This window comes from Jutongia sp. SJQ-6, from assembly GCF_054161275.1.
In genome coordinates this window covers 1,659,298-1,671,667 of sequence record NZ_CP195314.1, presented here as the reverse complement: position 1 = coordinate 1,671,667, position 12,370 = coordinate 1,659,298, and the positions used below count along the sequence as shown (strand labels likewise).

Below are 12,370 nucleotides of genomic sequence, written 5' to 3'. Positions count from 1 at the left end.
CGTGAATATATTAGAAGAGATTGCTGCTAAGACAAGAGTAAGAGTGGCAGAAAATCAACAGAAAATAACGCTTGCGCAGATGAAAGAGCAGGCGCAGGCACTTAACGCTGATACCGGATTTCCGATGGAACAGGCACTTAAGGCTGAGGGGATATCCTTTATCTGTGAGGTGAAGAAAGCATCCCCATCCAAGGGTCTTATCGCAGAGGATTTTCCGTACCGGGAGATTGCGGCAGATTATGAAGAAGGTGGTGCAGCAGCGATTTCCGTGCTGACCGAACCCTATTATTTTCAGGGGAGCAATGAGTATTTGAAGGCGGTGCGTCAAACCGTCAGTATTCCGATACTGCGCAAGGATTTCACGGTTGATGAGTATATGATCTATGAGGCTAAGGTGATCGGCGCCGATGCGGTGCTTTTGATCTGTGCGATCCTTTCGGATGAAGAACTCTTACATTTTCGGGAGGTTGCGGATTCGCTAGGGCTGACATCTATCGTGGAAGCGCATGATGAGGAAGAAGTTCATCGTGCGATCAAGGCGGGGGCACGTGTGATCGGAGTAAATAACCGCGATCTTCGCAATTTTACAGTTGATATTCATAACAGCGTGCGGCTTCGCGCACAGGTGCCGAAGGATATTATATTTATTTCAGAAAGTGGTATCAAGACGGCACAGGATATTAAAGAATTGGAGCGCAACGCGGTAGATGGTGTGCTGATCGGAGAGACGCTGATGCGTGCTAAAGACCGTGTTCAGGCATTGCAGCAGCTCAAGATTCACTTGAAAATATGCGGTCTGCGCAGACCGGAAGATGTTGCTTATGCCAATGAAGTGCAGCCGGATTTTGCCGGGTTTGTGTTTGCACCGAGTAAACGGCAGGTGACCCGAGAGGAAGCGGCAGAGCTTGTCGAACAACTGGATCCACGCATTCATACAGTAGGAGTGTTCGTCGATCAGCCGGTGGACTTTATTGCAGAGCTTTTGGCGGCAGGGGTGATCGAATATGCACAGCTGCATGGCAGCGAAGATGCGGCGTATATTGAAGCACTTAGAAAACGCACTGCGCTGCTTGGCAAAACGGCAAAGATCATAAAGACGGTGAAAGTTGGATCCACTGCAGATTTGGAGAATATCTCCGAGATAGACTGTGAGTATTTGTTGTTAGATGCGTGGTCTAAGGAAGGCGAAGCAGCGGGCGGCAATGGACGCACGTTTGAATGGTCGCTGATCAAAGCACTGGAGAAACCATTTTTCTTGGCAGGGGGGCTCACAGTGGATAATGTGCAGCAGGCGGTCAGAATGACTTCGCCGTATGGTATTGATGCCAGCAGCTGTATGGAGACAGAGGACTGCAAAGACCTTAATAAAATGAAAGCATTTGCGCAGGCGGTACGAGTGAACGAAACGAACAATTAGTTACGATTTAGGCAGTACGAGTGACCGAAACGAACAATTAGTTACGATTTAGGCGGTACGAGTGAACGAAACGTATAATTAGTTACGATTTAGGAGGATTACAATGAGTAAAGGAAGATTTGGACAGCATGGCGGGCAGTATATTCCCGAGACGCTGATGAATGAGATTCACCATTTGGAAGAGGCATATGAGCATTACAAAAACGATCCGGAGTTTGTCGAAGAGCTGGATACGCTCCTTCGGGAATATGCAGGCAGACCGTCACTTCTTTATTATGCAGAAAAGATGACGAGAGATCTGGGCGGTGCCAAAATATATTTTAAGCGTGAAGATTTGAATCATACAGGATCTCATAAGATCAACAACGTGCTCGGCCAGGCGCTGCTTGCTAAGAAGATGGGCAAGACACGTATTATCGCAGAGACGGGAGCCGGGCAGCATGGCGTGGCAGCAGCAACGGCGGCAGCATTGTTAGATCTGGATTGTGAGATCTTTATGGGTAAAGAAGATACGATCCGTCAGGCATTGAATGTATATCGTATGGAACTGTTGGGTGCCAAAGTGCATCCGGTAGAGAGTGGCACGATGACGCTTAAGGATGCCGTTAATGAATGTATGAGAGAGTGGGTCAGCCGTGTGGATGACACCCTGTATGTGCTTGGCTCGGTTATGGGACCGCATCCGTTTCCAACGATCGTGCGTGATTTCCAGAGCGTGATCAGTAAGGAAGCGAGAGCACAGATATTGGAAAAAGAAGGAAAACTGCCGGATGTCGTTATGGCATGCGTTGGTGGTGGAAGTAATTCCATGGGTATGTTCTATGAATTTATCGGTGATGAATCGGTACGTTTGATTGGTTGTGAAGCTGCCGGGCTCGGTGTTGATACGGATCGGACCGCTGCGACGATGGCAACCGGAACCGAGGGAATCTTCCATGGTATGAAATCCTACTTCTGCCAGGATGAATTTGGACAGATCGCGCCGGTATATTCAATCTCAGCCGGTCTTGATTATCCGGGTGTGGGGCCGGAACATGCATATCTCAAAGACATTGGAAGAGCGGAATATGTTCCGGTAACTGATGAAGAAGCCGTGAATGCCTTTGAGTACATTGCCAAAGAAGAGGGCATTATCGCAGCGATCGAGAGTTCGCATGCGGTAGCACACCTGATGAAGATCGCACCGACGATGAGCAAAGATCAGATCATTATCTGCTGCCTGTCCGGCCGCGGAGACAAAGACGTAGCAGCAATTGCCAGATATAGGGGGATTGATTTACATGAATAGAATACAAAACGCATTTGATAACAAAAAAGCATTTATTGGATTTATTACAGCAGGAGATCCCAGTCTGGACAAGACCGAGGAGTTTATTTTGGAAATGGAAAAAGCGGGTGCAGCACTTGTAGAGATCGGAATTCCATTTTCGGACCCGATCGCAGAGGGCCCGGTTATACAGGAAGCCAATCTTCGTGCGTTGAGCGCAGGATGCACGACAGATAAGATCTTTGATATGGTAGCAAAACTTCGGAAAAAGACACAGATCCCGTTAGCATTTATGGCATATGCAAATTCGCTGTATAAATATGGATATGACCGTTTTTGCAAGAGATGTGCAGAAATAGGAATCGATGGATTGATCATTCCGGATATGCCTTTTGAAGAAAAAGGCGAACTGCAGGAATTTACCGAAAAATATGACTTGAAGTTGATCTCTCTGATCGCACCGACCTCACAGGAGCGTATTCAGATGATCGCCAAAGAGGCAGAAGGATTCATCTATGTAGTATCTTCGCTCGGAGTAACCGGTGTGCGTGACACGATCACGACCGATGTAGGACAGATCGTTGATATGATCCGTCAGGTGACAGATGTGCCAACAGCAGTAGGTTTCGGTATTAATAAGCCGGAGCAGGTTCATCAGTATACACAGATTGCAGATGGAGCCATTGTCGGCAGTGCGATTGTTCGCATTGTGGCACAATACGGAGAACAGGCAGGGCCAAAGATTTATGAATATGTATCGGAAATGGTCGGAGGTCTGGCAGAGTAATCGTGTCTGATCGAGTTTGAATAGTATCCGTAAGTCTGGGGAACCTTATAAAATGGGGTTTCCCGTTTTTGTGCTTGCAGAAAATCGAAAGGCTGCTTTTTTGCTATATGATATATCGTTAAATTCGCAAAAAAAATATTTTTTATGAAAAAAAGTTGCACAAAAAATGATTTATGATATAATAATGATAAGTAAATAGGAAAAGTGACTTGGAGGAATGAGCCATGATTATAGAGGTAAGAGCAAAAAACTGTTACGCATTTGAGGATGATATTACATTTTCAATGAAAGCAGATATGCGTAATAAAAAATTTGGAGCAAATGTTCACAAAGAGAATAATTTTAATGTCCTTAAAACGGTAGGAATATATGGACCAAACAATGCTGGTAAAACATGTCTAATTAAGTGCATTAGGGCAATAAGTAATGTACTTTTAAATAAGAAGAATGGACTGATGCCAAATATATTTACTGATAGTGATGTATGCGAGTTAGGCGTTACATTTATGGCATCTGGAAGAAAGTTTTCTTATGATTTTAAGTATGATGCTGAAAAAGAAGAATATATATATGAGTCATTTTCGGAGATATTTAAAGATCAGTACAACAACGAAAAGGAAGTTTGTTGGTTGAAAAAAGATACTGTTAGTGAAATATATGAGTGTATTGATGAATCTGTTCAGAATATGATTTCAGTTGTATCGAAGAATAATTTGCTATGCTATGTAGTAGATACAAGTAAATTTGAACATGTCAACGAGATGAAGCAGATTCTTGTCGGATTTGCAGAAAAAATTGATGTCATCAATATGAATAACATACCTATGCAACACACAATTGAACTCATGAAAAATAAGAATCAGTTACAGCAAAAGGTTGTTGAGTTTATAAAAAATGCAGACCTGTATATGGATAACTATGAGTATGTGGATATGGATAAGATACAACTGAAAACGGGAGAAGGGGATGAAAAGCCAGATGAGAAAGTGCTTGATATTCCGGAGAATATTATGGATCAGATTAGGTTAGTTTCCACATATAAAGGTGTTCATGTACCAAGTATGATGTTTGATTCCACAGGAACAAAGAAGATTGCAGCTATTGCCAGTTATGTAATTGAAGCACTTGAACAGGGCAGAATATTAGTGGTGGATGAGTTGGATAGCAGTATTCATTTTAAGCTTACAAGGGCGATTGTTGCGATGTTTAATAATGAATTAAATACAAGTGCACAGATGATATTTACAGTTCATGATATAAATCTCATGGACTGCAAGAGAATGTTCCGGAAGGAGCAGATTTGGTTTGTGCATAAAGATGAGGAAGGTGTATATGTATATTCACTTGCTGATTTTACTGCGCAGCAGGGAGTGAGGGATACGACGGATGTTATGGAAAAATATAGAAAAGGTGCACTTGGTGCTTTACCTGATCCTGAATTGATTAACTCTTTGCTTAGTATTAAAGGTAATGTAAAGGGGGATGATGCCGATGCCAAATAAACTCCCTAAGTTTTTGGATAATCACAAAATCTGCATTATCTGTGAAGGCAATGAGGAATTTGAATATCTAAAACGATTAAAAATTTTAAAAGTATGGAATGAGCAATATGATATTTCACTGGCAAATGCTGGTGGAAATGGTAATATCCCAGCGAGGTATCAGGACCGATATCAAAATGGAGCAGATGAACTTGTGCTTGTGTTCTGTGATACGGAAAAGAAACCTCACGAGCAATATAAGGACATTAAACGTAAAATTAATGAGTTTCATGGTGTGGATAGTGCAGCGAATGAAGTGATTATATTTGGTAATCCATGTACGATGCAGATTATATCTAAGCATTGGACCGATGAAAATCTGAAATCTCCAGCAAAACCAGTAAATGCTCCGTTGATAAAGGAATATACCGGAGTAGAAAATTACAAAGGAAGAGCAGACCAGATTCGGGAAGTTATGGAACATGTTACTGCGGAGAATTATAAAAATATGAGTCAGCGAGTGAGAAAGTTGGATTCAGATGATTCTGTTACTGGTAGCAGTAATTTTGGAAAGTTCATAAAGCTGTTTGAGAGTGATGACAGTGGGTGGATTGAGGAGATTAATGAACAAATAGAGTAGTATAAGGAGGATAAAAAGATTTGGAAAAAAATGGCAGGATTAAGAAAATAGGCTGTTTGGGTGCATATAGTTTTGTTCTGTTTCTATTTGCTTTTGACTGTCTTTATTTTTGGGTCAGTCAGAAACGGCAGGTTGTTCATTATAATAAACTTACAGAGTGTTTTTATGGCAAACATGTTACCTACTTGTCTGGCGTATATTTATGGGCGTATATATTTTTTATCCTTATGCCTGTTGTTTTCTTTATTTTTTGGAAAAAGAAAATACGAACCGTTGTTTTATTTGCATTGTTGTTTGTCCTGCATGTGGCTGTAGGGACTTCTTTTGTAATCTGGCTGGAAAGCATGGACAATGATGGAACATATGATGGTTTTGGTGATTTCTACCGTTATGAACAGCAAGAGCCAGGTGGGAATTGGGTATTATGTATACAGGAAGTGTATGTTTCTGGTTCAAATCCAGAGGAAAGCAAGCAACATAACATTATTTATGTCCAAACAGGATACAATACTTTGAAGCAGGTCAGGGAATACAAATTTGGACCAGCGGATTACGAAGTTTCCTGGAAAAACGACAGGGTGCAGATATTTCAGGAATTGTGGAATGAAGATAAACCAAACCATAGTCCGTATATAGATATTTATTATGATGAATGGAAAAGGTCGGGGGCAGACATTGACTGAGATGCGAGACATAACCACATATAGTGTGATACAAAGGTTTCATGATGCGGCAAGCGTTGTGAAACCTTTTTCTTTGCGTGGGTCCGTAATACGGCAGATATCGTGCAACTTTTTTCCTTTGGCGGGGCTCGCAATGCATATTGGCAAAACCGCAGAAAAAGAGTATACTGTAAATAATTATGTGCAGCTTTGTAAAGTCGAAGCTGTAACAAAGAATGTGTATATATGTGGGGATGTATATACTTGGGTGGCAAAACACGAGAGGAGCTATACGGTAGCATATGAAAAAACATATTAAATTGGAATGGGTTTACATTGCTGTGCTGGTTATCTCATTAATTTTGTCAATTGTTACAGGCGTTCAGATCGCCGGTGAAGTGGTTAATGTGCGGCGCAACTTATCAGAGCAGAACATGGGCATGAACGCATTTGTCTATGGCAAATATATTGACTCTTATTTAACGAACAGAGTGGAATTGCTCAATACAATGGCAGACTGTATCGCGCAACTTCGCAGCACAGATCCTGATGATCTGCATACAGTTCTGGTAGGACAGAATGAATTTAGCAGAATATGCCTGTTAAACAACGAAGGAAAGAAGATCTGTGGGGCAAATTATGAGGTAGACAATCTTAAGGACAAGCCCTTTTATGATACGCTGATGCAAGGAAAAAATGTTGCAGCGCCGTCGATAGAGGTCGATACGGACGATAAGGAAGTATTGCGCTTTTATGCACCGGTTCAAAAGAACGGCAAGACAGTTATGACGATTACAGCAGGGATTTTGACACAGGAAATTAAGACTGTCTTGAATGAAGCGGATTACAAAGGAGACGGTGCACTCTGTATTGTCAACGGATTAGGCGATTATGTGCTTGGAGATAACGACTATGAATCCATGTTGAAAAATCGTGGTGGCAATCATTTCTCATACTTGAACAGCTGTCAGGTGTTAGATGGTGTCAGTTCGGTGGATGAATTAGAGGAACGCATGGAGAATCAGTTGATCGCATCAGTAGACTATCAGCATGCCGGAGTCAAATATTCGGCGCAGTACGTACCGCTTAGTGTCAACAATTGGTACGCTGTTACGACGATGCCGATGGACAGCTTTGGCTCAACGGTCGGTGTGGTTAGCACGGGTACAATAGTGTTAACCGTCATATCTGTGATCTTTATCTTGATATTTCTTGCTATGTCTGCATACATAATGGTACGCAATATTAAGCTTCGCACAGAAAACGAGCGACATAACATTTTAGAGCAGTGTGATCAGAGTGTATCGTTCCAGGTGACATTTCGTCCACACAAAATGGAGTTTTATGGTGATGTTAAGAGCATCATTGGAACAGAGATCGGCAAACTTTCCGGAGAAGCCGTGTATGATATATATGATTGGATCCATGAGGATGATTATTCTCTGAGAGGTCGCATGAGCAGCTTTTGGGAGGGAGAGGATACGAAATTTAATACAGAAGTACGTATCCGTAACATCAAAGGAAATTACAGATGGTATCGTATTGTCGGTATACTGGAACGTAATGAGTTTGGCGCTAATGAATCGTTCGTCGGTAAAATCGTCAATGTTGATGAGGAATTAAGCGAAGAGAAAGAGCTTGTTCAGCGGGCTGAGAATGACATGTTGACAGGTGTTCTCAATAAGAAGACAATGGAAAAACGTGTTTCTTTAATGCTCAAAAACCGAGGCGATAAATACGTTATTTTCTATATGGTCGACTTGGATAATTTCAAGAATGTTAACGATACGCTTGGTCATATTTATGGAGATCAGGCGATCGTAGAGACAGCGCAATGTCTTAATAAAGTATTTGCGAATCAGGATTGCATTGGCAGACTCGGCGGCGATGAGTTTGCAGTATGCGTATCCTATCAGGCATTTGATGAGCAGGGACTATTAGAGTTTATCGGCAAGAAAGCACAGGAAATCTGTGCCGGCAACCGTCGTACTTATACGGACAATGCAGCCAGTGTATCGATCACGAGCAGTATTGGAGTAGCGTATGCACCGGATATGGGAGATAGCTTTACGGAGTTATATACACAAGCCGATTGTGCTCTGTATTATTCCAAAGCGAACGGAAAAGATCAGTATCATATCTATTCGCCGAAGGATGATAATTAATATATGAGGATAGAGATGATGGAAATGTAGCGACTCATTGTCCGGAGTTTCCGGACGATGAGGGGCATGGGAGAATAAGATGGATTATGTAATTTCTTATGAGGTGATGTCGATCGTGATACTGGCACTTATTTTGGTGTCCTATACGTATCACAAATGGCTAGATATCAAGAGAAACCGAACGTTTAATTTACTGGTGATCATGACGATCTGTACGGTGATCGTGGATCTTATAGGACGTTCGTGTGTATATGTTGTAGGCAGCAATGCTCTATTTATGGCAACTGTAGTTGCCACTGTGGTAAATCTTAGCCTATATCAGGTTTGCCTGTTGTTTTATAAATACACACTAAATACGCTCGGATGTGCCAATGTATTTTATCAAGGCATCAGTGCAGTGTTTTTAGTGTTTGACCTGTTGGTTGATATTGCGTTATTGTCTAATCCATGGACACATTTCTTTTTTGAATATAATGGGTTACATAAAGGACAATACCAGATTCATTATGGCATGGTAGTGTTATTGATCTGTGCAGAAATACTTATGCTGGCTGATGCATATTTCCTCTATCGATATCGTCATAAGATTGCAAAAGAGCAGCTTCTTATTCTTACATGGACTGTTCCGATCATTATGGTAACGATGTATTTTCAATATATGACACCTATGCGCTGGAGACTTACTTACTTTATTTTGTCACTGCTCGTTATTGTGTACTATGTTACAATGCATATGTCGGATCAGCATTTGGAACAGAATATGCGCTGTTTTTCCCGTATCGGCTTTCGGAAAGTTGTTGAAGAGTACGAAAGATATCAGGATAATTTTGCTTGTGTATCGGTTAATATCCGTAATCTGTCCAGTATGATGAATATGTGTTCAGAGCAAGAGTTGTCGATAGTTCATAATCGTATTGCTTCCTATTTGCAAAGCACAACGAAAGCACGTGGTGTGTATAAATTCCATAATTCCGAGTATGTTGTAGTGTTCAAAACGTATAGTAAGGCGTGGGAAGCAGGTCGTTATTTGCTGCAGAGTATGCCGAAGGTACTTCGGATCAACGGACAAAATATTCCGGTCAGCTACGGGCTTTATATGATACAGTTCATCGATGCGGAGTATAATGCCGGTGATTTTTATCGGATCATGGAAGGACTGCGGCATGTGATATTAGAACGGTCTATTTCAGAGGAGGTACTTCGTTACGAGGGTGATATTAAGATTTTATTACAGAGAGAATTGTCAGCCGTCAGCAGATTGAACGAGATGACAAACGGAGATGAGTTTTTATTCCGATTTCAGCCGATTTATGACACGGAGGCAGGAGAGGTTGCCGGACTTGCAACCAAGGTTATGCTTACTATGCCGGACGGAGTCTATTTGGAAGAAAGTGATATATGGAGACTTGCCGAGAAAAATGGCAATGGCAATCGAATTACATTGTACTGCTTGGAGCGGGTGATAGGCTTTGCTGTGAAACATTATATTTTTGAACAGGGTATCAGGCATCTTCATATTAGTATGACAACGATGCAGATCAGTTCACAGGAAATGATCGAACAGTATTGCGATATATTGCTGTTTCATCAGATACGTCCGGAGCAGTTAGTTATTGAGATTAATGTCGATCAGGCGTTGCCGGAAAATATTCTGAACGAAAATATTCAGTATTTGCGCGATAAGGGGTTCGTTGTATTGTTGGATCAATTCGGTATGAATGTGTGCAACCTTAAAGATATGTTAGCGCTGCCGTTTGACATGGCGAAGTTTCATCAAAACATGACAAAACGTTTTATGCAGGATCGTCAGATGGAGCTAAAACATCTGGTACATATGCTGCGTAGACAGAATTGGCAGATTTTTCTGGATGGCGTAGATTACAGTATGCCGCTTGGTACGTTTCGGGAGATGGGCGTGACAGGCGTGCAGGGTGAGTCGATGACTCCGTATATGCAAGAAGATGAGTTGATTGACTGGCTCAGACGGAGAGGAGGGGATGTACATTATGAAAATGATACCTTATAATGTGCATTATGAGATCGGAGCTTCGTTGTTAATGATCTTGCTTTTGTGCTGTATTGTCGGCAAAAAGAGACTGTGCACGCGTTCCAACAATCTGTTTTTATGTAATGTATGTCTGTTGATCGTCGGAAATCTTATTGATGGGCTCTGTGGTATGATCAATAGCGGAATGATAACATGCAGTGTACATACACAACGTTTATGCAATGCGTTAGATGGCAGTATTTATTATCTGTTGATCGCAGTATACGTACTGTATTTCTTGAGTTTAGCGTATTTGACGAACTATCATGATAAGCATATATTTTCAATGAGCATTTTGATGGTGGTGCTTGCTGCGGTTTGCTTTGTACTTCCATTTTTACAGAGTAATTCTTGGAGCAATGGAAAGTATGTTTTTCATGGGATTTCGGTTTCCGGTATTACCGAAGGAATCACGGTAGTGTATGTGGTGAGTGCCATGATCTATCTGCTCTTGCATGAAAAAAAGATGGGCAAGCAGAAGAAAGGCTTCTTTTTGCTCTGTAATATAGTGTTTGTTGGAGCAATTGGGCTGCAGCACATTGGAATCTTTTGCTGCCGCTTTGTGTATCCCATCTTGGCAGCTATCATCTTCGCGTATTTTTTGTTGTTCCAGAGTCCGGATTACTACATGGATCGTTTGACTTGGGCATTTAACCAGACAGCCTTTTTTGACATATTGCGGGAATGCGTACAATACCGGGAGCCGGCCAATTTTTTGCTGGTTCGTATTAACGAATACAATTCTTTGCTGCGTATACATCAGTATGAGAATCTGGCTCAGGTAAGAAGTAATATATCTGAAATACTGCGTGATACAGGGACAAAGCGGGAGGCAACGGTGTATCGCATTGGTGCCTCGACCTTTGCAGTCCATTGTCGAGACAAAGAGCAGATCAAGCGTCTGCATGAACTCTTTTTATCCTATCTGCCAAAACGGTGGGAGATTGAGGATGAAGTGATCAAAACGAACTATTGCTACTATTTGTTGGCATATGAAGGCGATGATACGTCTTTTGAAAAATTAGTGCAATGGATCCACTATGCAAGGTCTGATCACAAGTCGCATCATAAACAGGGAGAGTTGATCACTCTGCGTTATGATATTATGACAGAAACCGAACGACAGAGAGAAGTGCTGCGTTATATTGAAGAAGCAATCTTAGATCAAAGAATGGAAATTCATATGCAGCCGGTATATTCATTGGAACAGGATAAGATCACTTCGCTGGAGGTGCTTAGCAGAATGAAAGATCAGGAAGGCAACTTTATCAATCCGGAATATTTCATTCATGTTGCGGAAGAGAATCACTGTATTTTGAAATTGGGTGAGCTGATCTTCCGGCGTGCCTGTATTTTTGCCAGTCAAAATCATATTTTTGATTATGGGATCGAATATATGAATGTTAATATTTCGCCGGGACAATGTCAGTACGAGCGGTTGACAGAGGATTTTGTTAAGATCGCTGCAGAATATGACATTCCGGTGGAACGGATCCATTTGGAGATTACAGAGAGTGAATTTCAGGATCCTCAGGCGGTAGAGCGTACGTTAGACAGGCTTCGTAAGTTTGGCATGCAGGTGGCATTAGATGATTTCGGAACAGGCTGTTCTACTCTTTTGAGTATTTTGGAGCTGCCAATCGACTATGTAAAGATTGATAAAAGTCTGGTATGGTCTTATGGCGAAGGCGGCAATCAGTTTTTGGATGATCTGATGCCGGTTATCAAAAATGAGGGTAAGAAAGTTATTGCAGAGGGAATTGAGACGGAAGAACATATTGAAATATTTAGGCGGCTGCAGGGGGATTATTTACAGGGATATTATTATTCAAAACCGTTACCGGAGCATGAATTTGTAAAGTATGTACGTGAGTTTAATCATGTATAGACGGTTGATGCAGATA

Annotated in this window: 10 protein-coding genes; all 10 read left to right on the top strand. The window is 41.7% G+C overall.

The annotated features are described in order from the left end of the window. Nucleotide 1 precedes the first annotated feature (1 nt). Complete coding sequence (trpCF, locus tag ACSAJE_RS07610) at nt 2–1,417, top strand: bifunctional indole-3-glycerol-phosphate synthase TrpC/phosphoribosylanthranilate isomerase TrpF (protein ID WP_444156622.1); 1,416 nt, start codon at nt 2–4, stop codon at nt 1,415–1,417. 103 nt (nt 1,418–1,520) lie between these two features. After that, the gene (gene trpB, locus ACSAJE_RS07605; protein ID WP_118507879.1) at nt 1,521–2,705 is read left to right on the top strand and encodes a tryptophan synthase subunit beta; all 1,185 of its coding nucleotides are present in this window, start codon (nt 1,521–1,523) and stop codon (nt 2,703–2,705) included. Next, nucleotides 2,698–3,471: a tryptophan synthase subunit alpha gene (trpA, locus tag ACSAJE_RS07600; RefSeq protein ID WP_458008730.1), complete on the top strand. Its 774-nt coding sequence runs from the start codon at nt 2,698–2,700 to the stop codon at nt 3,469–3,471. The genes trpB and trpA overlap by 8 nt, the downstream gene beginning before the upstream one ends. A gap of 284 nt (nt 3,472–3,755) precedes the next feature. Next, on the top strand, nt 3,756–4,973 hold the full coding sequence (locus tag ACSAJE_RS07595) for an AAA family ATPase (protein ID WP_458008729.1): 1,218 nt from the start codon (nt 3,756–3,758) through the stop codon (nt 4,971–4,973). After that, on the top strand, nt 4,963–5,592 hold the full coding sequence (locus ACSAJE_RS07590; RefSeq protein WP_458008728.1) for a hypothetical protein: 630 nt from the start codon (nt 4,963–4,965) through the stop codon (nt 5,590–5,592). The genes ACSAJE_RS07595 and ACSAJE_RS07590 overlap by 11 nt, the downstream gene beginning before the upstream one ends. A 20-nt stretch (nt 5,593–5,612) precedes the next feature. Next, complete coding sequence (locus ACSAJE_RS07585; RefSeq protein ID WP_444156644.1) at nt 5,613–6,275, top strand: hypothetical protein; 663 nt, start codon at nt 5,613–5,615, stop codon at nt 6,273–6,275. Nucleotides 6,276–6,408: 133 nt separating this feature from the next. Then, entirely contained in the window at nt 6,409–6,573 is a 165-nt protein-coding gene (locus ACSAJE_RS07580) for a hypothetical protein (RefSeq protein ID WP_458008727.1), read from the top strand. Further along, entirely contained in the window at nt 6,557–8,419 is a 1,863-nt protein-coding gene (locus tag ACSAJE_RS07575) for a sensor domain-containing diguanylate cyclase (protein WP_458008726.1), read from the top strand. The genes ACSAJE_RS07580 and ACSAJE_RS07575 overlap by 17 nt, the downstream gene beginning before the upstream one ends. A gap of 79 nt (nt 8,420–8,498) precedes the next feature. After that, nucleotides 8,499–10,445, top strand: a complete 1,947-nt coding sequence (locus ACSAJE_RS07570) for an EAL domain-containing protein (protein WP_458008725.1) — start codon at nt 8,499–8,501, stop codon at nt 10,443–10,445. Next, on the top strand, nt 10,426–12,354 hold the full coding sequence (locus ACSAJE_RS07565) for an EAL domain-containing protein (protein WP_458008724.1): 1,929 nt from the start codon (nt 10,426–10,428) through the stop codon (nt 12,352–12,354). The genes ACSAJE_RS07570 and ACSAJE_RS07565 overlap by 20 nt, the downstream gene beginning before the upstream one ends. Nucleotides 12,355–12,370 lie beyond the last annotated feature (16 nt).

Bases quoted from the DNA above. Each gene is read 5' to 3' on its own strand.
- trpB (WP_118507879.1), top strand. From the start codon at position 1,521: ATGAGTAAAGGAAGATTTGGACAGCATGGCGGGCAGTATATTCCCGAG.
- trpA (WP_458008730.1), top strand. From the start codon at position 2,698: ATGAATAGAATACAAAACGCATTTGATAACAAAAAAGCATTTATTGGA.
- ACSAJE_RS07595 (WP_458008729.1), top strand. From the start codon at position 3,756: ATGAAAGCAGATATGCGTAATAAAAAATTTGGAGCAAATGTTCACAAA.
- ACSAJE_RS07590 (WP_458008728.1), top strand. From the start codon at position 4,963: ATGCCAAATAAACTCCCTAAGTTTTTGGATAATCACAAAATCTGCATT.
- ACSAJE_RS07580 (WP_458008727.1), top strand. From the start codon at position 6,409: ATGCATATTGGCAAAACCGCAGAAAAAGAGTATACTGTAAATAATTAT.
- ACSAJE_RS07575 (WP_458008726.1), top strand. From the start codon at position 6,557: ATGAAAAAACATATTAAATTGGAATGGGTTTACATTGCTGTGCTGGTT.
- ACSAJE_RS07570 (WP_458008725.1), top strand. From the start codon at position 8,499: ATGGATTATGTAATTTCTTATGAGGTGATGTCGATCGTGATACTGGCA.
- ACSAJE_RS07565 (WP_458008724.1), top strand. From the start codon at position 10,426: ATGAAAATGATACCTTATAATGTGCATTATGAGATCGGAGCTTCGTTG.